Genomic DNA, 22,325 nt, shown 5'->3' on the forward strand with positions numbered 1-22,325 from the left:
GGTGTCCGCCGGAAGTTTTTCACGTGGCGTTGTTTCTGCCGCCATGCCAGCTTGGCACATCGGCGGCGGCGGTCACCGGGGATTTCCGGGCATGCGCCGCAACTGAAACAGTATTGATACCGGCCCGATGCCGAGTTGAGACAAAATGTCGCAGGGCGCCTGCCTGCCCGGCCGGGGCGACAGAAGGCGTCCGCCGAAGGGCGGGCTGGCGTAGGATTGAAGGCAACTGAGAACCAACCCGAGGAGAACAGGCCACACGGCCACCACTATGAGTGAATCCCTGAATGGGCGGCAGCGGACCGGCAACGGGAACCCGGCCTCCACAGAGTTCCCGCACACCTTACCGGGTACGCGCACGGAAATCGTCACGTTCGACAACTCCGATCAGATGGTTCACTCGCTGGGCAGCCACGACGAGGCCTTGCGATACATCGAGGAGCAGTTCCCGGATGTCAGCTTCCACGTCCGCGGCAACGAGCTGTCCATGACGGGCCCTACGACCGTTATCCCCAGGATCATGCGGCTTCTGGAGGAAGTCCGCGGACTGGTCGCCAAAGGCACCGTAGTCACCCCTGACGTCTTGCAGCAGCTCGTGTCCCTGCTGCGGTCGCAGTCGGCCCAGAACCCCGTGGATGTTCTGACCCACAACATCCTCTCCAGCAGGGGCCGGACCATCCGCCCCAAGACGTTGAACCAGAAGAACTACGTCGATGCCATCGATGACAACACAGTGATTTTCGGAATCGGTCCGGCCGGTACCGGCAAGACCTACCTGGCCATGGCCAAAGCCGTGCAGGCCCTGCAATTGAAGGAAGTCAACCGCATCATCCTCACCCGTCCCGCTGTTGAGGCAGGGGAGCGGCTGGGCTTCCTGCCCGGAACCCTCAGCGACAAAATCGATCCGTACCTGCGTCCCCTGTACGACGCATTGCACGACATGATGGACCCTGAGTCCATACCGCGCCTCATGGCCGCCGGAACAATCGAAGTTGCACCGCTGGCGTACATGCGCGGACGCACGTTGAACGACGCCTTCATCATCCTCGACGAGGCCCAGAACACAACCCCGGAACAGATGAAGATGTTCCTGACCCGCCTGGGATTCGGTTCCAAGATGGTGGTCACCGGGGACGTCACGCAGGTAGACCTGCCTTTCGGCGCGACCTCGGGCCTCCGGATCGTCCGTGAAATCCTCAAGGGCATCGACGGCATCAACTTCTCGATCCTCGAAGCTTCGGACGTTGTCCGCCACCGGCTCGTGGCAGACATCGTGTCCGCCTACAGCACGTGGGACGACGCCCACCGTTCGGGGGACGCCCATCACAAACGTGGAGAACGAAAATGAGCATTGAGGTCAACAACGAGTCCGGTGTGGCAGTGGATGAAGAGCAGCTTGTGACGCTGTCCCGCTACATCTTCGAACGCCTCTACATCCATCCCCAGGCGGAGCTGTCGATTCTCCTGGTGGATGAGCCGGCCATGGAGAAGCTGCACATCGAACTCATGGACGAACCCGGCGCCACGGATGTCCTCTCCGTGCCCATGGATGAGCTGACCCCCGGAACGCCGGACAAGCCTGCCCCGCAGGGCATGCTCGGAGACATCGCCATCTGCCCCCAGGTGGCAGAGGTCCAGGCCCGCAATGCCGGTCATCCCACCCAGGAGGAGATGCTCCTGCTGACGACGCACGGCATCCTCCACCTGCTGGGGTTTGACCACGCCGAGCCCGAAGAAAAGGAAGAGATGTTCGGGCTGCAGCGCGAGCTTCTCTCCGGGTTCCTCGGCAAGGACGCCCCCATGGAGACCATGCAGTGACCTTATTGATCCTGGTCGGCATGGCTCTGGTTTTCCTCAGCTTTGTCGCCCTGTTGACTGCCGCCGAGGCAGCCTTCAATTTCCTGCCGCGGCACGAGGCCGAGCAATCCGTCCTCCGCAGCAAGGGAAGGGCCCTTGCAAGCATCCTGAAGGACCCTGTAGCGCACACGCGGGCGCTGCGGTTTTGGCGGGTGTGGTTCGAGATGGCTGCCGCTGTTGCTGTGGCGCTGGTCCTTCACAGCCTGCTGGACAATGTGTGGCTCACAGGGCTCGCAGCCACAGGCATCATGGCAGTCATCGGCTTCGTCCTCGTCGGTGTTTCGCCCCGGCAACTGGGCAGGACGCACTCCGGTCCGGTGGTGAGGTTCACCGCTCCTTTGATCAGGTTCCTCTGCTGGGTTCTGGGTCCCATTCCCGGCTGGCTGGTTGCCCTGGGAACTGCGGTGGCACCGGGTGCCCCGGCCGGTGACGATGCGTTCGTCAGCGAAGAGGAATTCCGCGAGTTCGTCGACCGTGCCGCGGAATCAGACATGATCGAAGACAACGAAGCCGAGCTTATCCAGTCCGTCTTTGACTTTGGCGACACGCTGGTCCGCTCCGTCATGGTTCCCCGCACGGACATCGTCAGCATTTCCACGGGCTCGGACCTGGAAGCCGCGATGGCACTTTTCCTGCGCTCAGGGTACTCACGTATCCCGGTCATCGGAGAGAACACTGACCAGATCCGCGGCATCCTCTACCTCAAGGATGTAGCTGCGGCCATGCACCGCACCGAACCCGGGCTCCCGCCACACGACGTCGATTCGCTGGCAAGGGAAGTACGCTACGTTCCCGAGTCCAAGCCTGTCAGCGATCTTCTGAAGGAGCTCCAGCAGGAGTCCACCCATGTGGCCATCGTTATCGACGAATATGGCGGAACTGCCGGCCTGGTAACCCTGGAGGACCTCATTGAGGAAATCGTGGGTGAGATTGTCGATGAATACGACGCCGCCGCCGAAGAGGCTGTTGACCTGGGCGACGGAAGCTTCCGCGTCAGTGCCCGGATGAGCATCGACGACCTCGGGGAACTCTTTGACATGGACCTTGATGACGACGAGGTCGACTCGGTAGGTGGCCTGCTGGCGAAGGCCCTGGGGCAGGTCCCCATCGTTGGCAGCACCGTCGAGGTGCACGGCATCAGCCTTCGGGCCGACCGCCTGGAAGGCCGGCGCAACAGGGTCAGCCACATCATTGCGGCGGCCATGCCAAAGGAAGACACTGACTTTGAGGACCTCTTCGATGAGGCCGATACAACGCAACAGGGAGTTCCACGTGAGCAAGCAAAATAAGACGCACGGCGCCGAAGAGCCTTACGGTGGCTTCCACGCCGGATTCTCGGTTTTGGTGGGGCGTCCCAATGCGGGCAAGTCGACTTTGACCAACGCGTTGGTTGGACAAAAAGTTGCCATCACCTCCGCAAAGCCGCAGACCACGCGCCACACCATCCGCGGGATAGTCCACCGCGAGGACGCGCAGTTGATCCTGGTTGACACTCCGGGGCTGCACCGGCCGAGGACCCTGCTGGGCAAGAGGCTTAACGAGTTGGTGGCTGACACCCTCGCCGAGGTTGACGCCATCGGGTTCTGTCTACCGGCCAACGAGAAAATTGGTCCGGGCGACAAGTACATCGCAGCCCAGCTCGCCGCCGTCGGGAAGAAGCCGATCGTGGCAATCGTCACCAAGACAGACCTGGTGGACCGGCAGGCCCTGACCGAACAACTGCTGGCCGTTGCAGAACTGGGCCGCGAGGTCCTCGGGGGCCAGGGGTGGGCCGACATTGTCCCGGTTTCGGCGGCAGATGGCTTCCAGGTGGGCACGGTGGCCGATGTCCTCATTAAGCACATGCCGCCGTCGCCACCTTTGTACCCCGACGGCGAGCTGACGGATGAACCCGAGGCGGTGATGATCGCCGAACTGATCCGGGAGGCGGCACTGGAAGGCGTCCGCGATGAGCTGCCCCATTCATTGGCCGTTGTGGTTGAGGAAATCGTGCCCAGGGAAGGGCGCACGGAGGACAATCCGCTGCTCGATGTCCGGGTCAATCTCTATGTTGAGCGTCCCTCGCAAAAAGCAATCATCATCGGCAAGGGCGGCAGCCGGCTCAGGGAAGTCGGCACGAATGCCCGCAAGGGCATCGAGACCCTGCTTGGAACGCGGATCTACCTTGATCTGCACGTCAAGGTGGCCAAGGACTGGCAACGGGATCCCAAACAGCTGGTCAAGCTCGGCTTCTGACCGGTATCTCCACAACGGCGTGGCTGGGGGGTCGATAAGGAACTTCCCAGAATCGGCCACTATGATTGCGGAGATCCACGTGTTTGAGGAAAGGTAACCGAATAGTGCGACGTCGTGACGCCCGCCCAGAGGGCCCCGGCACCGCTTCCGATGCGGCGCGCCATGGCGGGGAGGCTCTGAACACCCCACGCCATATGAATGCGCCCAAGGGGCTTCCCCTGTGGTTGAAGATCGTGACCGGTGTCGTGTCGGTGGCCTTGGTCGCAGGTGTCGCGTTTGCTGCGTTTTGGTACATCAGGCTCCAAAGCAACATCACCAAGGCACCCCTGAGCGCCGGTGAAACCAGGGATACCGGCGATGCCGTGGTTAACGACAAGTCCGACCGCCTCCAGATCCTCATCCTCGGTTCGGATACCCGCGACGGCAAGAATGCCCAGTACGGCAGCGTCGAAGACTCAACGGGATACGGACACTCGGATGTCATGATGCTGCTGGACATCTCAGCGGACAACAAGCGCGTGAGCGTCATGAGTTTCCCCCGGGACCTTCTGGTGGACGTGCCCGAGTGCACCGACCACACCAACAACCAGTCGTTTCCCGCCAGGAGCGGTGTGATGATCAACGCAGCCATGGCCGAAGCCGGCATCGGCTGCGCTGTTGACACTGTCAACAAGCTGACGGGGTTGGAAATCGACCACTTCATGATGGCTGATTTCAATGCGGTCAAGGAATTGTCCATGGCCGTGGGCGGCGTGGACGTCTGCGTCAGCGACCCGGTGTTCGACCCCGACTCGGGACTGCGTTTGGCGAAAGGCAACTCGCAGGTCGAAGGCGAGCAAGCTTTGGCGTTCCTGCGGACGCGACACGCCTTCGGGGATGGCGGCGACCTTGGCCGCATTAAGGGCCAGCAGGCGTTCCTGTCCTCCCTTACGCGCAAACTAAAGTCCGAGGGCACCCTGGGCAATCCGCAACGCCTGCTGCAGATCGCGGACGTCATTACCCAGAACCTTACTGTCGACGAAGGCCTCGCATCCGTCCCCACGTTGTTGACCATCGGCGGTCGACTCAAGGACATCGATGTGTCCAAGGTTGCGTTCGTTTCTGTTCCCACGCAGGCAGCCGCCCTGGACCCCAACCGCCTGGAACTGGTGGAACCGCAGGCATCGCAGTTGTTTGCAGCCTTGCGGGCCGACCTCGACCTGACGAATCCAGGTGCGACGTCCAGCCCTACCGCGTCCGAACCCGCTCCGGGTGCCGGGACCGAAGCGCCGGCCACCCCTGCGGCCCCCGCAGCTCCCGCCTACAACAAGGCCATCCAGCCCGTAGCCGTTGCCGACGGCAGCGGAGTGGGCACCCGGGCGCAGGAGATCCTGTCCGTACTGACGGGCAACGGCTTCTCGCAGGCCGTTTCCTACCTCGCCAATCCCGTGGAACAAACAGCCGTCTACTACGGGCCAGGGTTTGCCGACGTAGCTACAGACGTAGCCACCCTGTTCGGGATTCCGGCAGCCCAGGTTCAGCAGGCGGCCGGGGTCTCGGGTGTGCAGCTCTATGTAGGTACGGATTTTGCTTCCGGCACGGCCTACGGAGCTACCTCGGTTCCCCCGGATGTCGTCAACCAGACCGCCAACGACGCCGTGTGTCAACAGGTGAATCCGTTGTACATCACGCAGTAGCGAGTCCGGTTCCATACCTGTAGAAACCACAAAGGGCCGGGAACCTGTGAACACTTCACAGGCTCCCGGCCCTTTTTGCTGCCCAGGGTTACCAGATGCTGACCCGTTCGCCGTGGTCCATCCACATGCCATCTCCCTCGCGCACGTCAAAAGCCTGGTGGAAGGCGTCCAGGTTCCTCGCTATTGCGTTGGTCCGGAATTCATTGGGGGAGTGGGGGTCCGTGGCCAAACGGCGGATGGCTTCCTCCGTCCGGATCACCTGACGCCAGCCAGCGGCCCAAGACATGAAGAAACGCTGCTCCCCGGTGAAACCATCGATCACTTCCGGTTCTTTGCCGTCCAGGCTGAGCTGGTACGCCTTGTACGCAATGGTCAGGCCGCCGAGATCGCCGATGTTCTCACCGAGGGTGAGCTTGCCGTTGACCTTGTGGTCTGGCGCAGCGTACGGAGACAACGCGTCGTACTGTTCCACCAGCTTTGCAGTGCGTGCTTCGAAGGCAGTGCGGTCTTCCTCGGTCCACCAGTTCCGAAGCGCTCCACTGCCGTCGAACTGTGAGCCCTGGTCATCAAAACCGTGGCCGATCTCATGGCCAATCACAGCACCGATGCCGCCGTAGTTGACGGCGTCGTCGGCGTCGGCAGTAAAGAACGGTGGCTGCAGGATGGCAGCCGGGAAAACGATCTCATTGAGCATCGGATGGTAGTAGGCGTTGACCGTCTGGGGCGTCATGAGCCACTTGTCGAGATCGACCGGCTTGCCCACTTCATCCAAATGCCGTTCAACGTCGGCATCGTGGGCCCGTTCGACGTTGCCCAGGAGATCCTGGGGATCGATCTTCACGCCCGAGTAGTCGATCCACTTTTCCGGGAAACCGATCTTGGGGCGGAATGCTTCAAGCTTCTTGAGGGCTTCGGCCTTTGTTTCTTCCCCCATCCACTCAAGGGAGGTGATGCTTTGGCGGTAAGCCTCGATCAGATTGGCCACCAGTGTCTGCATCCGTGCCTTGTGGCCGGCCGGGAAGTGGCGTTCCACGTAGATCTGCCCAACGGCCTCGCCCAAGGCGGCTTCGACGACGGCGACGCCACGCTTCCAGCGTTCCTTGTTACGGGGCGTGCCGCTTAGGGTGGTTCCGTAGAATTCGAAGTTGGTGTCCACGAAGTCAGAGGACAGGTAGGGCGCAGCCGAGTTCAGGACGCGGAGCGTAAGCCACTCTTTCCAGGTTTCCAGGCTTTCCGATTCGAGCAGGGCTGTGGCGCCGGTAAAGAAATCCGGAGTGCTGACTACGAGTTCGCTTCGCTTGGATGCTTCGACCCGCGCTGCTGCAAACCACGTTTCCAGGAGCGGGAAGAGTGCCTTTGCTTCTTCCGCGCTCTTAAGGTTGTACGTCTTCTGCGGGTCGCGGAGCGTGACCTTGTCCCAGTGGTGGGAAGCCAGTGCGGTCTCCAAGGCGACAATACGCCCGGAGGCGGCATCGGCGTCGGGAATTCCGGCCAGGTCGAAGAGCTTGGTGATGTATCCGCCGTAGGCTGCCACAATGGGCGCGAACTTTTCTTCACGGTAGTACGACTCGTCGGGAAGCCCCAGCCCGCCCTGGCCAATGTAGAGGAGGACCCGTTCCGGGTTGCCTGCATCAGGGGCAGGGTAGATGGAGAACAAGCCGGACACGTCCGAGCGGAACAGCCGCCCCATGAGTGAGGCGAACTCCGTCACGGACGAGGTGGCTTTGATCTCCTCCAGGCGGCCACGGATCGGATCAAGGCCCTTGGTTTCGGCAGCGGCTTCGTCCATGAAGCTGGCGTACAGCCCGCCCACCTGCTGTTCGACGCCGGAGGCGTCCTGTCCCTTGGCAGCGGCTTCCTCAATGATGGCCCTGACCGCAAGTTCGGCCTCGTCGCGCAATGCGGTGAAGGTACCTTCCAGCGGCCGGTCGTCAGGGATGGTGGTGCTGTTCAGCCAGGCCCCGTTGACGTGCTGGTAGAGGTCGTCCTGCGGCCTGACGCTGTGATCGATGTTGGAAAGTGTGATCCCCGACTCTGGCAATGTGGCTCCTTGGGTGGACGCTGCCGCCGGCGTTGCCACCGTCGCGGCGTCTGCATAGTGGACGTTGCATATGGTGTTGCACTGTCATCATACGCACCGTGCTAGGGTGAATCTGTGCGTGCGGGAATGCTTCTTCTTAGCTGCCGCGGCGAGGCCTGAAAGCTATCTGACGCTGGGCCACCCTCGCCGCGGAGTTTCGTTGTGCCCGGCTAAGCTTTCACTGATTACTTAGAGAAAAGGCCACACGACATGCGCAATGCACAAAAGCCCTCCGGTATGCCGATCCACCGGTACCTGCCTTTCCAGGACCAGATCACCGTTGAGGTCCCGGACCGGACCTGGCCGGACAAAGTCATCACCAAGGCTCCCCGCTGGTGCGCGGTGGACCTGCGCGACGGCAACCAGGCGCTCATCGATCCCATGAGCCCGGCCCGCAAGCTGAAGATGTTCCAGCTGCTCGTGAAAATGGGCTTTAAGGAAATCGAAGTCGGGTTCCCCTCGGCCTCGCAGACCGACTTCGATTTTGTCCGCCAACTGATTGAAGGCGGGCATATTCCGGACGACGTCACCATCCAGGTGCTGACGCAGGCGCGCGAGCACCTCATCGAGCGGACGTACGAGTCCCTGGTTGGTGCCAAGCAGGCGATCGTGCATCTGTACAACTCCACTTCCGTGTTGCAGCGCCGGGTGGTCTTTAACCAGGACGAGGACGGAATCCTGGATATTGCCCTGCAGGGAGCACGGTTGTGCAAGAAGTACGAAGAGACCCTGACGGACACGCACATCACGTACGAATACTCGCCGGAATCCTTCACGGGAACCGAGCTCGAGTACGCAGCCCGTGTCTGCAATGCAATCGCGGACGTTTTCGAAGCATCCGCGGACAAGCAGGTCATCATCAACCTGCCGGCGACCGTGGAGATGGCAACGCCGAATGTATACGCGGACTCCATTGAGTGGATGCACAGGAACCTGCACCCGCGTGAAGGCATCATCATCTCCCTGCACCCCCACAATGACCGTGGCACGGGTGTTGCGGCAGCTGAACTGGGCTACCTGGCAGGGGCGGACCGCATCGAGGGCTGCCTGTTCGGCAACGGTGAGCGGACGGGCAACGTGGACCTGGTCACGCTGGGCCTGAACATGTTTGTGCAGGGCATCGACCCGATGATCGACTTCTCGGACATCGACGAAGTACGCCGCACGGTCGAATACTGCAACCAGCTGCCAGTCCCCGAGCGTGCTCCCTATGGTGGGGACCTCGTTTTCACGGCTTTCTCCGGTTCGCACCAGGATGCCATCAAGAAGGGCTTCGAGGCACTGGAGAAGGATGCCGCCGCTGCCGGGGTTCCCGTCCAGGACTTCACGTGGCAGGTTCCCTATCTGCCCATCGACCCGAAGGACCTCGGCCGCAGCTACGAGGCTGTAATCCGTGTGAATTCCCAGTCGGGCAAGGGCGGCGTCGCGTATCTGCTGAAGAACGAGCACAACCTGGATCTGCCGCGCCGTGCGCAGATCGAGTTCTCCGGGGTCATCCAGCGCAGGACAGATGCGGTGGGCGGCGAGGTCAGCGGTTCCCAGCTGTGGCAGATCTTCCAGGACGAATACCTGCCCTCGGACGAGGAACAGGCCCAGTGGGGCCGGTATTCGCTGGGCAGTGTCAGCACGGAGACCGATGAAACCGGTGCCATGGCCATGAACGCGAACCTTCGCATTGACGGTACCGAGGTGCGCCGGACCGGGCATGGCAACGGACCCATTGCGGCCCTGCTGGACATCCTGCACCACGACGGTGTGGACGTGCGTGTCCTGGACTACAGCGAACACGCTCTCTCTGAAGGCGGCAGCGCCAGTGCAGCCGCCTACGTGGAGTGCGCCGTGGGCGAACGTGTCCTCTGGGGTGTCGGAATAGACCCCAGCACCACCACTGCCTCGCTCAAGGCCCTGATCTCGGCAGTCAACCGCGCCGTTCGGGACGCCCAGGCGTAACTGCTGTTGCGTGTGGTGGCCCCCGGTGGGCCACCACACGCAGCGCGCTGTCCATGCATGGCGTCAACTTGATGCGAAGATTAGGTGTGGCCAACCCATCGTCTTTTGCAGCCCGCTCCTACCGGGATGACGCCGTGGTGCTCCGTACCCACAAGCTGGGTGAAGCTGACCGGATCATTACGCTGTTGACCAAGCACCATGGCCAGGTGCGGGCCGTAGCCAAGGGCGTACGGCGTACAAGCAGCCGCTTTGGAGCCCGGCTGGAACCGTTCATGGTTGCGGACCTGCAGTTGGTGTCAGGCCGCACGCTGGACATCGTGACGCAGGCCGTCGCCAAAGGGGCATACGGCAGCAGCATCGCTTCCGATTACGGACGGTTCACCGTGGCAGCTGCCATGACGGAAACTGCAGAGAAACTCACCGACGCCGACGCCGAATCGGGGACAGCCCAGTACAACCTGCTCGTTGGCGCTTTGGCTGCGCTCAGCAGGTCGGAGCATCCACCGGAACTTATCCTCGATTCCTACCTGCTGAGGGCGTTAGCCACAGGAGGATGGGCGCCGAGCTTCACGGACTGTGCCAGGTGCGGCACACCCGGACCGCACACCGCATTTGCTGCTCCCCTCGGAGGGATGGTTTGTGGTGACTGCCGGCCCCCGGGGTCGCCGGCGCCTGCAGCGGAGACGGTCGTGCTGCTGGCCGCGCTCCTCACGGGAAACTGGGCCGTTGCGGATGTGTCCGATTCCCGGCATCGCCGGGAGGCTGCAGGTTTGGTGGCCAGCTACCTGCAGTGGCATCTTGAACGGGCCTTGAAATCACTCAAACACGTGGAGCGAAGCTGACTGTGGCACTAGGAAAGAAGAGCAAGACACCCCCGGCAAGGACAGCGCCGGTACAGGCACCTTATCCCCATTCGTCCGGAGCAGTGCCCCCCAGCATCCCCAGTGAATTGATTCCCCGCCACGTGGCGATCGTGATGGACGGCAATGGCCGTTGGGCAAACCAGCGGGGACTGCCGCGCATTGAAGGACACAAGGCCGGAGAACCCGCGCTCCTTGACGTCATGGCCGGTGCCATTGAGCTCGGGATAAAGTACGTGAGCGTTTATGCGTTCTCCACGGAGAACTGGCGGCGGTCTCCCGAGGAAGTCCGGTTCCTCATGGGATTTAACAAAGATGTGCTGCGTCGCCAGCGGAACCAGCTTGACGAATGGGGTGTCCGCATCCGCTGGGCAGGGCGCAGACCCCGCCTCTGGGGGTCGGTAATCAAAGAGCTGGAAGAAGCCGAAGACTACACACGCGCCAATGACACCTGCACGTTGACCATGTGTGTTAATTACGGTGGCCGGGCCGAGCTGGCCGACGCTGTGTCGGCCATTGCGCAAGACGTCGCTGCCGGCCGGCTGAAGCCCGGCTCTGTAACGGAAAAGACCATCCAGAAGTATCTGGACGAGCCCGATTTGCCAGACGTGGACCTCTTCCTCCGGAGCTCCGGCGAACAACGGCTCTCCAACTTCCTCCTGTGGCAGTCAGCGTATGCGGAGTTCGTTTTCATGGACACCCTGTGGCCGGATGTCGACCGCCGCACCCTCTGGGAGGCTGTGGAAATCTATGCCAAGCGGGACAGACGCTACGGTGGAGCCGTGGACGCCGCGCCTGCAGGGACGTAGCACGCCTGTGCCATTCAATCGGGATAGGCAGCCAACCACGCAGCAACGTCCCGGTATGCCTGCTCCCTGATCGTCCGCCGGGACAGAAAAATATCGTGCAGGGCACCCGGATATCGGAAGACTGCCGTCCGCCGGCCCAAGCCCAAGGCGCGCCTGGCCGTTTCTTCGACATCGATCACGGCGTCCGCCCGCATGAGATCTTCCGTCCATTCGGCCTGAATCCGGGTGCGGCCGGACAACAGGACCAGGACGGGCGCATCGATGGTGAGCTTGCGCTCCACTGAAGCATGCCCGGCCAGCACGGCTTTGGTCCAGCCTGCGCGGACAGGGAAAGAGGCGCGCGGCCGCCACGACGGGTCCAGGAACCATTCCCCGTGCGCTTCACTGCTGACGCTTTCCCAGTAAGCGGGCATCTCCGGGAACCGGAAAGGCCGCTTCGGGTCAGTGCGGGCAAAAGGCTCTACCAGGTGCATGGCGATGCTGCGGACCAGGCTGCTTCCCTGAAGTTCCAGCCAAGGGGAGTTGAGAACGAGCGTCCCGATGCGACCGGGATGGCGGTCTGCCCAAAGCGAGGCAATAAGACCCCCGAGGGAATGGGCCACGATATGCACACGGGCTGGTGCACTGTTACCGGTCCTGGCCGCGACGTCCTTGCCTGTTTCGGCCAGGGCCGCGGCGATGTCTTGGTCGTAGATTGATAGGTCGGAGGTGTATCCGGGTGTCTGGCCGGGCCTGAGGCTGCGCCCGAATTTCCGCAGGTCCAGAGCATAAAAGTGGAATCCTGATGACGTGAGGTACTCGGCCAGTTCTGTCTGCAGGAAGTAGTCCGCCCAGCCGTGCAGGTAGAGGACTACACGTGGGGGTCCTGCCGGAGCCGCCGCTGAACCGCGGTTCCGGCGTCGGAAGACTGTGGAAAGAAAGCCCGGCCCGGTAGCTGAAGCGGGTGGAACGGGCGGGGGAGCGTGGCGGATCAGGGTTGCCCTGACGTCCCCCTCGTCGTCCGGTGGCAGCGGCAGGTCCCTGCATTCAAACCCTGGTCCCAGGATGTCCGGCCGCCAGCTGACTGATTCATCCGTTGTGGTCATGCGTCCCTTTCTCCCCGTGCGCCGGCGCATCCATGTATCCCCGGATCCAGCGCGAAAGGCGTGCATAGGCCTCCGCCCGAACGTCCGGCGCGGACAGGAACACATCATGCAGTGCCCCCTCGATGCGTTCCAGCGTCACGCTGTGTCCAAGGGCCATCGCCCGAAGTGCAATGACATCCACGTCCAGGACGGCATCGGAGCGACGCATGGCTTCCTGCCACACCATGCCGTTGGCGCTGGTGGACGAGGTCAGGACGAGCACGGGGATTTCCAGGCGCAGTCCGCGGGCGACCTGGGTGTGACCGGCCAACACAGCGCTCAGCCAGCCTGCCCTGACAGGAAACGCTAAAGGGGGACGGTATCGTTCATCCAGCGGCCACTCACCCTCGGCGGTGTTACTGATGGAACGGAAGTAGAAGCCGCGCTCAGGCAGGCGAAGGACCGCCTCGGGGCGCACCCGTGCCAGAGGTCCCACCATGGCCTGGGCGGCGCGGCGGACCAAGGAACTGCCGTGCATCTCCAGCCAGGGACTGTTCAGGATCAGGTGCTTCACGCGGCCTGGATGCCGGCTGGTCCACAGCGCGGCGACCAGCCCGCCTGTCGAATGCCCCATCAGGGCTGCACCTGTTCCTGCACCTGCCGGCCGGTCCACCTCCATGGCCTCAAGCGCGCAGCTGATTTCCGCGTCGTAGTCATCCAGGTTAGCCACATAGCCCCCGGGATGCCCGTCGGTGAGGCTGCGTCCGTGGTTGTGCATATCCAGCGCATAAAAGCCGTACCCGCGGGCGGTCCAGAACCTGGCCAGGTCCACGTTGAAGAAGTAGTCGCTCCAGCCGTGGAGGAACAGCACCGAGCCTCGTGAGCGCTCTTTTCCGGCCGGGAAGTCACCTGGCGGACTTGCTGGCGGATCGGTGTCGGCCGGACGGTGGCGGACCAGGGTTGCGCGGCGCACAGTACCGTCCCGCCCCGCTGCTTCGATACTGCAGGACTGGAAGTCGGGTCCCAGGATGTCAGTAGACCACTCCATGCCATCAGCTTAGGCATAATCGGCCACAGCCCACCTGATCCTTGTCATCATGGTGTTCCCCGTGGCCTACACATAGCCGCACGCCAGGTCGCCGGTTTGGCGAGCAGTGGCAGAACCGGAAAACTAGGACCATGCGTGTTTACCCCACCTTTTTCAAACTGGCTTTCTCGTGGATGGATGCCGAGCAAGCACACAAGATAGGCTTCCAGGCGATCCGGGCCGCCAACCGTACCGGTGCCGGGCGGCTGCTGGCGAGGTTGACGGCGCCGAGCCCCGTGCTGCGGACCGAAGCATTGGGCCTGACCTTCCCATCGCCGTTTGGCCTGGCTGCCGGTTTCGACAAGGAAGGCCACGGCATCGAAGCCCTTACAGAATTGGGGTTCGGGCATGTTGAGGTGGGCACCATTACGGGTCAGGCCCAGCCGGGCAACGAAAAGCCACGCCTGTTCCGCCTGATCGAGGACCGCGCGGTCATCAACCGGATGGGCTTCAATAACGACGGCGCAGTTGCGGTTTCTCCCCGCCTGAAGTCGGCGAAGGCCGCTTTGCAGCGGCGGCACGCGGGAGTGCGGCCGGTCATCGGAGTGAATATCGGCAAGACCAAGGTGGTCGAGCTGGAAGACGCTGTGGAGGACTATCTGGTGAGCGCACGCAATCTCGCTCCCGCGGCGGATTACCTGGTGGTCAACGTCAGTTCTCCCAACACTCCCGGTCTGCGGCTGCTCCAGAACGTTGAAACGCTTCGGCCGCTCCTGCGGGCCGTCGGGGACGCTGCAGACGAAGCAGCCGGGCGGCACGTGCCCCTCCTGGTCAAGATAGCGCCCGACCTCAGCGATGAGGACATCGACGACGTCGCGCGCCTTGCGTTGGACCTGAAGCTTGACGGCATCATCGCCACCAATACAACCATCAGCAGGGACGGCCTGCTCTCCGATCAGGGGAAAGTTGAATCGCTGGGCGCTGGAGGCCTTTCGGGAGCACCCCTGAAGCGACGCTCGCTGGAGGTCCTGAAGCAGCTCAGGGCAGCAGTTGGCGACCAGCTGGTCCTGATTGCCGTAGGTGGTGTTGAAACTGCCCGCGATGTCCAGGACCGGCTGGATGCCGGCGCCACGCTCGTCCAGGGGTACACGGCCTTCCTTTACGAGGGACCTTTTTGGGCCTCCCGCATCAACAAGGGCCTGGTGAAGCTTCGTCGCAACCGGGCCGCGTGACCTAAGGCCCACCAAGAAAGCCCCGGACCGCCAGGTCCGGGGCTTTCTTGGTGGTCTTGGGAACCTTGCGGTTGGGGGCTACGAAGGGTACTGGCCGCGCTTGACCTGGGGCTTGGGCAGGCGGAGCTTGCGGAACTGCAGAGCGCGCATGCAGCCGTACCAGACCGTACCGCGCTCCACTTCTCCGAACTTTTCCCCCAGGCGCTTCTTAAGCTTGCGGGAGAGAATGAAAACGTCCACGAACACTGCCAGGAACATGATCCAGAAGCCCACCAGCACGTAGGTGATCTGTTCGCTGGTGGAGGGAACAACGAGGGAGATGATGACGAAGAGCAAGGCGCCGAACATCAGGTATTCGCCGAGGCTGAAGCGGGCGTCAACGTAGTCCCGGGTGAACCTCTTCTGCGGCCCTTTGTCCCTGAGCGGCAGGTACTTCTCGTCGCCGGTATCCAAGGCCTGGCGCATTTTTTGCCGCTGGTCCTGAATGGCAATGCGTTCGGCTTCCTTGGAAGCTTTCCGGTCTGTCGGAACGAGGGGCCGCTTGCGGGCGGCTTCCTGGTCCTTCCGCCTGGGCGTGGGAGTGCCCTTGCCGACAACCGGCTGCGTGGCCTGGGGCTGGTCTACTGCTGATTGAGCGCTGGGCTCTTCCTTTTTGCGTCCGAACACCACAACAGAATACCCGCAAGGGGGTGGCGCAGGTTACGCGGGGTCAGGAAGCGAGACGGGCATGCGTTGCGTGCGGCCCGGCGGGACCTGGGCTGATCTCTGTCCATACGGCATCCAGTGAAAGGCCCAGGACGTCGGCGATGGCCGCGACCGTGGGAAACGACGGTGTTGCCACCCGGCCCGATTCGATTTTGCGGAGCGTTTCCGGTGAGACGTTCGCTTCGAGTGCGACTTCGAGCATGGAGCGCCCTGCCCTGGCATTGCGGAGGAGGGCTCCGAGCCGTTGTCCGCGTTCAACTTCATCCGGTGTCAAAGGCAACCTGACCATGGCCCCAATTATAGTACCGGGATAATATGGCCGGGATAGTTATTGGCCAGCGAGGAAGAAGCCATCCATGATTGAAATACTGTCGGCTGCCGAAATTTCCCGGGCCAGGCGGACGGGAGCCCTGGTTGCCGCCATCCTGCAAGCCTTGAAGCAGCAGAGCACTCCGGGCACAAATCTGCTGGACCTTGACCGCGCGGCGGCGGCCATGATCAAAGAGGCCGGTGCCGTGTCCTGCTATGTGGACTATGCGCCGTCTTTTGGGCGGGGGCCCTTTGGGCACTACATCTGCACGTCCGTGAACGACGCAGTGCTGCATGGGCTGCCCCACGACTACACCCTTGCCGCTGGTGACCTCGTGTCGCTGGACCTGGCGGTCTCCCTGGCAGGAGTCGCCGCAGACTCGGCCATCAGCTTCGTGGTGGGGGACCCGGCGTCCCCGGACGGCGATCCCCTGATCGCCGCCACGGAAGAGGCGCTGCGCGCAGGCATAGCTGCTGCTGGACCCGGGGCACGCATTGGCGACATTTCCTACGCCATCGGCTCAGTCCTTACCCGGGCAGGCTATTCGGTCAATACCCAATACGGCGGCCACGGCATTGGTTCCACCATGCACCAGGACCCGCACGTACCCAACCTTGGGCGGCCGGGCCGTGGTTACAAGCTCCGCCCCGGGCTGCTGCTGGCCCTGGAGCCGTGGGTGATGGCGGACACCGACCAGTTGGTGACCGATCCCGACGGTTGGACGCTGCGCAGTGCGAGCGGCTGCCGGACGGCGCACAGCGAGCACACCGTGGCCATTACATCCGACGGGGTGGAAGTCCTGACGCTCCCGGAGTAGCGGGCTGCACGTGGCCGCAGGCCATCACGGCATACCGCACCGCAGCGCCGGCTGTAGAGTTTTGGGCATGACTCCAGAGCATGCGGATACCCCGCATACACAGCAACAGAATCCAGGCGATACCCCGGCCGGTTCCTTGCACGACACTGTGCGTGCAGGGGAACTTGCCCGCGCGGTGGACAGCGCCTTCGACTCAACGCTTGCCACCCTGAAGGACCTGGTGGCCATACCGGGCATTGCCTGGTCCAGTTTCGATCCCGCGCACCTGGACCGTAGTGCCGAGGCCGTGGCTGCCCTGGCCCGCAAGAGCGGTATGGAAGACGTCAGGATCCTGCGGTGCAACAAAGCGGACGGTACCCCCGGTGGACCTGCCGTCGTCGCGCGCCGTCCCGCCAGGGAAGGGCAGCCGACCATCCTGCTGTACGCCCACCACGACGTCCAGCCCCCGGGAGATGCTTCCCTGTGGCATTCGGCGCCGTTCGTTGCGGAAGAACGGGAGGGGCGTCTCTATGGCAGGGGAGCTGCCGACGACAAAGCCGGCATCATGGCCCACCTGGCTGCGTTTGGCGCGGTGTCTGAAGTCTTCGGTGATGCGTTCGGAACCGGGGTGACGTTCTTCTTCGAGGGTGAAGAGGAAGCCGGGTCGCCGACGTTCCGTGCTTTCCTCGAGGAGCACCGGGAGCTGCTTCGATCCGACGTCATCGTGGTGGCCGACTCCAGCAACTGGAAAGTCGGCGTACCGGCGCTGACAACCAGCCTGCGTGGCTTGGTGGACGGAACGTTTGAGGTCCGGGTCCTCGAGCACGCCGTGCATTCAGGCATGTTCGGCGGTCCCGTGCTGGACGCGCCAACCGTGCTGGCACGCCTGATTGCCACCCTGCACGACGACGACGGCAACGTTGCAGTCGCAGGGCTGGTTGCCCGGGATGACGTAGCGGTCGACCTCACCGAGGCGGAATACCGCGCCGATGCATCAGTGCTCGACGGCGTGAAGCTCGCCGGAAGCGGTTCCATCGCCTCCAGGCTCTGGACCAAACCCGCTCTCTCGATCATTGGCATCGATGTTCCTGCGGTGGCGGTTGCCTCGAACACCTTGATTCCTGCTGCCAAGGCCAAATTCAGCATGCGCCTTGCGCCCGGCCAGGACCCTGACGCTGCCATGGAGGCCCTGCGGCTGCATGTCGAGTCCAACGTGCCCTTCGGTGCCGCTGTAACGTTTACGCCGGGGGAGCGGGGCGACGCTTTCTCCACCGATACATCGTCCGCGGCCGCCAAGGTGGCCTTGTGGGCGCTGGAAGAGGCATGGGGCGTGAAACCCGTGGAGATGGGAATCGGTGGGTCCATCCCCTTTATCGCGGACCTGACCGAGGTTTACCCGGACGTCAGTATTTTGGTCACCGGGGTGGAAGACCCGGACTCACGGGCCCACAGCGCCAACGAATCCCTGCACATCGGCGATTTCCGGAATGCGGTTCTCGCCGAGGCGCTGATGCTGGCCCGGCTCAACGCCGACGGACTGGAAGCCTGAGGCACTTCGCTCCGTGGGTAGGGTCCTGCCGGGCACGCCGGCTACGGGGAACAATCAAAAGCCGGGACTGGTTACGTCTGGAGTTATAGCTGGGTGTCTGCGCGACGTAGCATGGAGCTATAACCCGTACGTTATTGGGTCAGGGTAAGCGGCGTTCCGGCGCTGCTGCCGAAAGCGTCATAAGAAGGTAGGCCAATGAGCACTGCAACCAACGAAAACAGCACCGGAGCCCAGCTCGCCCCCAGCGACGAGCTTCCCACGCACGAGGTCAACCTGACCGACGTCGCAGCAGGCAAGGTCCGCAGCCTCCTGGAACAGGAAGGCCGCACCGACCTGCGGTTGCGCGTTGCAGTCCAGCCGGGCGGCTGCTCGGGCTTGATCTACCAGCTCTACTTTGACGAGCGCCTGCTGGACGGAGATGCCGTGCGTGACTACGACGGCGTCGAGGTGGTTGTCGACAAGATGAGCGTCCCGTACCTCAGTGGCGCAAGCATTGACTTCGAGGACACCATTTCGAAGCAGGGCTTCACCATCGACAACCCGAACGCCGGCGGGTCCTGCGCCTGTGGCGATTCGTTCCACTGACGGGAGCCTCCGCCTCATGTCGGCGCCTGGCACGGTGCGTCCCCGCGCATTCCGAGCCACGGCGCCGACATGTGCGCGAAAACCGCTTCATAGCGGTAAGCTCTACATCGGGTAGTAAAACTTTTTAGTGTGCCCGGTGGGCCTTTGGCCTGCCGGGAGACAGCAACAAGAGGAAGGGCCGTCTGTGAGTTCGCAGAACCGAACCGGCAGCCGACGCAAAAAGATCACCTCGATCACTGGCTTGGCACTAGCCGGCGCGTTGGTTTTGACCGGATGTTCACCAGAGGTAGAGAAGGGTTGGCTGCCTACAGAGCGCGGCACCACCAACCACACTGACCGGATCATGGACCTCTGGGTCAACTCATGGATCGCCGCCTTGGCAGTCGGTATCATCACGTGGGGCCTGCTGGTCTGGTGCATCATTGCCTACCGCCGCCGCAAGGGCACCACGGGTTTCCCCAAGCAGCTCAGCTACAACCTGCCGCTTGAAGTCTTTTACCTGACCATTCCGCTCTTCATGGTCCTGGTGTTCTTCTACTTCACGGACCAGGACCAGCGCGCGATCGATGACCGATCGCAGCCTGCCGACGTCGTTGTTGACGTCCGCGGCAAGCAGTGGGCCTGGGACTTCAACTACAAGAAGGGCGACGTCATCACGGAGGACGTCCACGAGGCCGGCGTCCAGGCGCACCTGACGGGTGCCGAAGTCGACCTTGAGCAGCTCCCCACCCTTTACCTGCCTGTCGGCAAGTCGGTTGACCTTGAGCTCAACTCCCGCGATGTCATCCACTCTTTCTGGGTTCCGGCGTTCCTCCAGAAGCGCGACATGATCCCCGGCAAGACGAACTACATCAGGTTCACGCCCACCAAGGAAGGCACCTTCGATGGCAAGTGTGCTGAACTCTGCGGTGAATACCACTCCGAAATGCTTTTCCGCGTAAAGGTTGTCTCCGAGTCTGAATTCCAGGCCCACATGGACAAGCTGCGCCAGGAAGGCAACACGGGCCTGCTCGGTGCGGAATATGACCGCAACCCGAACCTGAACGAAAACAAGTAAGGGAAGCGACGTGGCTACGTACACTCAAACCGCCGGAGTCCTCGAGACTCCCGTAGTTCCTAAATCCAAGGGGCGCATCGTCGTCAACTGGATTACCTCGACCGACCACAAAACGATCGGGTACATGTACCTGATTGCGTCGTTCGTTTTCTTCTGCCTTGGCGGCGTCATGGCGCTGCTGATCCGTGCTGAACTGTTCGAACCGGGCATGCAGATCCTGCAGACCAAGGAACAGTACAACCAGATGTTCACGATGCACGGCACCGTGATGCTGCTGATGTTCGCAACGCCGTTGTTTGCCGGCTTTGCGAACGTCATCATGCCGCTGCAGATCGGCGCCCCTGACGTTGCGTTCCCGCGCTTGAACGCACTGGCATTCTGGTTCTTCCTGTTTGGCTCCACCATCGCCGTTTCCGGCTTCATCACCCCGCAGGGTGCTGCTTCGTTCGGTTGGTTCGCCTACGCACCGCTGTCAAACACCACGTTCAGCCCCGGCGTTGGCGGTGACCTCTGGGTCTTCGGCCTGGCTCTGTCCGGCTTTGGCACCATCCTTGGCGCGGTGAACTTCATCACCACGATCATCTGCATGCGTGCCCCGGGCATGACCATGTGGCGCATGCCCATCTTCACCTGGAACACGCTGGTCACGGCCATCCTGGTTCTGATGGCCTTCCCGCCGCTGGCAGCAGCCCTGTTCGCCCTCGGTGCGGACCGCCGCTTTGGTGCCCACATCTTCGATCCCGAAAATGGCGGAGCCGTCCTCTGGCAGCACCTCTTCTGGTTCTTCGGCCACCCCGAGGTCTACATCATCGCGCTGCCGTTCTTCGGTATTGTCTCGGAGATCTTCCCGGTCTTCAGCCGCAAGCCGATCTTCGGTTACAAGGGCCTGGTCTACGCAACGATCGCCATCGCCGCTCTGTCCGTCACGGTATGGGCACACCACATGTACGTCACGGGCTCTGTCCTGCTGCCGTTCTTCGCCTTCATGACCATGCTGATCGCTGTTCCGACCGGCGTGAAGTTCTTCAACTGGATCGGCACCATGTGGCAGGGTTCGATCACCTTCGAAACCCCCATGCTGTGGAGCATCGGCTTCCTGGTGACCTTCCTCTTCGGTGGCCTCACAGGCATCATCCTTGCATCCCCGCCGCTTGACTTCCACGTCTCCGATTCCTACTTCGTTGTGGCCCACTTCCACTACGTGGTGTTCGGTACGGTTGTCTTCGCCATGTTCGCCGGCTTCTACTTCTGGTGGCCCAAGTGGACCGGAAAGATGCTGAACGAGCGCTTGGGCAAGATCCACTTCTGGCTCCTTTTCCTTGGCTTCCACGGCACGTTCCTTATCCAGCACTGGCTGGGCGTTGAAGGTATGCCCCGCCGTTACGCGGACTACATGCCGCAGGACAACTTCACGTGGATGAACCAGTTCTCCACCATCTCCTCCTTCGTCCTGGGTGCTTCGCTCCTCCCGTTCTTCTGGAACGTGTACATCACGTGGCGCAGCAACAAGAAGGTGGAAGTGGATGACCCGTGGGGCTTCGGTGCCTCGCTGGAGTGGGCCACGTCCTGCCCGCCGCCGCGCCACAACTTCACCTCCTTGCCCCGTATCCGCTCTGAGCGGCCGGCCCTGGACCTCCACCACCCGGAGCTGGCCCAGGTCCACACCGCCCAGTCCCCGGACCCGGCAGCAGTGCTGCTTGGTAACGCTGACCAGAAGGACGTCCGCAAGTGAAAATCGAATCGTGGCTCTTCGGAGCCGGAGTCTTCTTCTTCGTCCCCGTCGCCATCGCCTATGGGTTCCTGACCGAATGGGCTGAATGGGTCGGCATCCTGGGCATCCTGCTGGTCGGTGGACTCGCAGGCATGATCGGTGCCTACCTTGGCTTCACCGGGAAGCGCGTAGGCATGCGCCCGGAAGACCGTCCCGACGCTGAGATTCACGAAGGCGCCGGCGAGCAGGGACACTTCAGCCCCTGGAGCTGGTGGCCGCTGGTTCTCGGCCTTGCCTGCGCCGGTGGCTTCCTGGGCCTGGCAGTAGGTTTCTGGGTAACCTACGTTGCCGGTGGCCTGGCCCTGGTTGCACTCGTTGGCTGGGTTTTCGAATACAGCCGCGGCGACCACGCCCACTAGCAGCAGCGTCAAATCAAAAGGGATGGGCCCCACCTTTCGGTGGGGCCCATCCCTTTTGTTGATTCAGCTTGCTGCTTCAGCGCCCCTGAGGGGCTTCCAGAACGGCTGAAAGCTGCTGGAGTACCCTCTGGGCCTCTTCGATGGTTTGATGCTCTTCAAGGGCCTCCAAAGGGACTTCCAGCAGGACTCCGCAGCCGTGGCCGAAGTCTTCGGTCATGACCTCCAGCAGAGATCCTGCATCGACCGCGTCACCGTCCACTTTCCGGATCGTTACGGCGAACCCTGCTTCATTGACTGCGCGGACGAAGGCTGCCGCAGCTCGGGCATGCAGTCCGATGTCTGCGGCAACAAAGGATTTCAACTCCGGCAAACCGGCTCCTCTAGTACGACGGTCGAGCCGTCCTTG

General features: G+C 62.5%; 21 protein-coding genes. 15 read left to right on the forward strand and 6 right to left on the reverse strand.

The features are described from left to right. The first annotated feature begins 268 nt into the window (after nt 1–268). From ACSVIE_RS09980 to ACSVIE_RS10000, 5 genes are all read left to right on the forward strand, one after another. Nucleotides 269–1,345, forward strand: coding sequence for a PhoH family protein (locus ACSVIE_RS09980; protein ID WP_426002776.1), 1,077 nt, complete (start codon nt 269–271; stop codon nt 1,343–1,345). Then, nucleotides 1,342–1,815, forward strand: coding sequence for an rRNA maturation RNase YbeY (gene ybeY, locus ACSVIE_RS09985; protein WP_426002774.1), 474 nt, complete (start codon nt 1,342–1,344; stop codon nt 1,813–1,815). Before ACSVIE_RS09980 ends, ybeY begins: the two co-directional genes overlap by 4 nt. Further along, nucleotides 1,812–3,143, forward strand: coding sequence for a hemolysin family protein (locus ACSVIE_RS09990; protein WP_442423696.1), 1,332 nt, complete (start codon nt 1,812–1,814; stop codon nt 3,141–3,143). The genes ybeY and ACSVIE_RS09990 overlap by 4 nt, the downstream gene beginning before the upstream one ends. Then, entirely contained in the window at nt 3,127–4,089 is a 963-nt protein-coding gene (gene era / locus ACSVIE_RS09995) for a GTPase Era (RefSeq protein WP_442423697.1), read from the forward strand. Before ACSVIE_RS09990 ends, era begins: the two co-directional genes overlap by 17 nt. Nucleotides 4,090–4,283: 194 nt before the next feature. Then, a complete protein-coding gene (locus ACSVIE_RS10000) occupies nt 4,284–5,765 on the forward strand; it encodes an LCP family protein (protein ID WP_426002769.1) in 1,482 nt (493 codons plus the stop codon). A gap of 88 nt (nt 5,766–5,853) precedes the next feature. Here ACSVIE_RS10000 and ACSVIE_RS10005 read toward each other — a convergent pair whose 3' ends face one another. Continuing rightward, the gene (locus tag ACSVIE_RS10005; RefSeq protein ID WP_442423698.1) at nt 5,854–7,806 is read right to left on the reverse strand and encodes a M13 family metallopeptidase; all 1,953 of its coding nucleotides are present in this window, start codon (nt 7,804–7,806) and stop codon (nt 5,854–5,856) included. Between the two features lie 249 nt (nt 7,807–8,055). On the opposite strand from ACSVIE_RS10005, the gene leuA reads away from it, so the two are divergent. The 3 genes from leuA (at nt 8,056) to ACSVIE_RS10020 (ending at nt 11,464) form a co-directional block, all read left to right on the forward strand. Further along, nucleotides 8,056–9,795: a 2-isopropylmalate synthase gene (leuA, locus tag ACSVIE_RS10010; RefSeq protein WP_442423699.1), complete on the forward strand. Its 1,740-nt coding sequence runs from the start codon at nt 8,056–8,058 to the stop codon at nt 9,793–9,795. Between the two features lie 71 nt (nt 9,796–9,866). Beyond that, complete coding sequence (gene recO / locus ACSVIE_RS10015; RefSeq protein ID WP_426007539.1) at nt 9,867–10,637, forward strand: DNA repair protein RecO; 771 nt, start codon at nt 9,867–9,869, stop codon at nt 10,635–10,637. Between the two features lie 2 nt (nt 10,638–10,639). Then, a complete protein-coding gene (locus ACSVIE_RS10020) occupies nt 10,640–11,464 on the forward strand; it encodes an isoprenyl transferase (RefSeq protein WP_426002765.1) in 825 nt (274 codons plus the stop codon). A 14-nt stretch (nt 11,465–11,478) separates the two neighbouring features. Here ACSVIE_RS10020 and ACSVIE_RS10025 read toward each other — a convergent pair whose 3' ends face one another. Next, the gene (locus tag ACSVIE_RS10025) at nt 11,479–12,549 is read right to left on the reverse strand and encodes an alpha/beta hydrolase (protein WP_442423700.1); all 1,071 of its coding nucleotides are present in this window, start codon (nt 12,547–12,549) and stop codon (nt 11,479–11,481) included. Continuing rightward, nucleotides 12,533–13,576 carry an alpha/beta hydrolase gene (locus ACSVIE_RS10030; RefSeq protein ID WP_442423701.1) on the reverse strand — a complete coding sequence of 348 codons (1,044 nt, stop codon included), beginning with the start codon at nt 13,574–13,576 and terminating at the stop codon, nt 12,533–12,535. Before ACSVIE_RS10030 ends, ACSVIE_RS10025 begins: the two co-directional genes overlap by 17 nt. 131 nt (nt 13,577–13,707) lie before the next feature. Here ACSVIE_RS10030 and ACSVIE_RS10035 point away from each other — a divergent pair, with 131 nt between their 5' ends. Then, nucleotides 13,708–14,787 (forward strand): quinone-dependent dihydroorotate dehydrogenase, encoded by a 1,080-nt coding sequence (locus ACSVIE_RS10035; protein ID WP_426002760.1) that lies wholly within the window; start codon nt 13,708–13,710, stop codon nt 14,785–14,787. Between the two features lie 78 nt (nt 14,788–14,865). On the opposite strand, the gene ACSVIE_RS10040 is transcribed toward ACSVIE_RS10035, so the two are convergent. Together ACSVIE_RS10040 and ACSVIE_RS10045 are read right to left on the reverse strand one after the other, a co-directional pair. Further along, the gene (locus ACSVIE_RS10040; RefSeq protein ID WP_426002758.1) at nt 14,866–15,453 is read right to left on the reverse strand and encodes a DUF3043 domain-containing protein; all 588 of its coding nucleotides are present in this window, start codon (nt 15,451–15,453) and stop codon (nt 14,866–14,868) included. Between the two features lie 43 nt (nt 15,454–15,496). Beyond that, the gene (locus ACSVIE_RS10045) at nt 15,497–15,781 is read right to left on the reverse strand and encodes a helix-turn-helix domain-containing protein (RefSeq protein WP_426002756.1); all 285 of its coding nucleotides are present in this window, start codon (nt 15,779–15,781) and stop codon (nt 15,497–15,499) included. 67 nt (nt 15,782–15,848) lie between these two features. Between ACSVIE_RS10045 and map the strand changes: the two genes are divergently transcribed. The 6 genes from map (at nt 15,849) to ACSVIE_RS10075 (ending at nt 21,919) form a co-directional block, all read left to right on the forward strand. Continuing rightward, nucleotides 15,849–16,619: a type I methionyl aminopeptidase gene (gene map / locus ACSVIE_RS10050; RefSeq protein WP_442423702.1), complete on the forward strand. Its 771-nt coding sequence runs from the start codon at nt 15,849–15,851 to the stop codon at nt 16,617–16,619. A 67-nt stretch (nt 16,620–16,686) separates the two neighbouring features. After that, complete coding sequence (locus ACSVIE_RS10055) at nt 16,687–18,147, forward strand: dipeptidase (RefSeq protein ID WP_442423703.1); 1,461 nt, start codon at nt 16,687–16,689, stop codon at nt 18,145–18,147. A gap of 195 nt (nt 18,148–18,342) precedes the next feature. Next, complete coding sequence (locus ACSVIE_RS10060; protein WP_347107546.1) at nt 18,343–18,732, forward strand: HesB/IscA family protein; 390 nt, start codon at nt 18,343–18,345, stop codon at nt 18,730–18,732. A 184-nt stretch (nt 18,733–18,916) separates the two neighbouring features. Continuing rightward, nucleotides 18,917–19,789, forward strand: a complete 873-nt coding sequence (gene ctaC / locus ACSVIE_RS10065) for an aa3-type cytochrome oxidase subunit II (protein ID WP_426002753.1) — start codon at nt 18,917–18,919, stop codon at nt 19,787–19,789. Between the two features lie 10 nt (nt 19,790–19,799). Then, nucleotides 19,800–21,521: an aa3-type cytochrome oxidase subunit I gene (ctaD, locus tag ACSVIE_RS10070; protein ID WP_426002752.1), complete on the forward strand. Its 1,722-nt coding sequence runs from the start codon at nt 19,800–19,802 to the stop codon at nt 21,519–21,521. Next, the gene (locus ACSVIE_RS10075; RefSeq protein WP_426002751.1) at nt 21,518–21,919 is read left to right on the forward strand and encodes a cytochrome c oxidase subunit 4; all 402 of its coding nucleotides are present in this window, start codon (nt 21,518–21,520) and stop codon (nt 21,917–21,919) included. The genes ctaD and ACSVIE_RS10075 overlap by 4 nt, the downstream gene beginning before the upstream one ends. Nucleotides 21,920–21,995: 76 nt before the next feature. On the opposite strand, the gene ACSVIE_RS10080 is transcribed toward ACSVIE_RS10075, so the two are convergent. After that, the gene (locus ACSVIE_RS10080) at nt 21,996–22,289 is read right to left on the reverse strand and encodes an HPr family phosphocarrier protein (protein ID WP_426002750.1); all 294 of its coding nucleotides are present in this window, start codon (nt 22,287–22,289) and stop codon (nt 21,996–21,998) included. Nucleotides 22,290–22,325 lie beyond the last annotated feature (36 nt).

Origin of the sequence: Paenarthrobacter sp. NCHU4564 (assembly GCF_052156435.1) — a bacterium.
GTDB lineage: Bacteria > Actinomycetota > Actinomycetes > Actinomycetales > Micrococcaceae > Arthrobacter.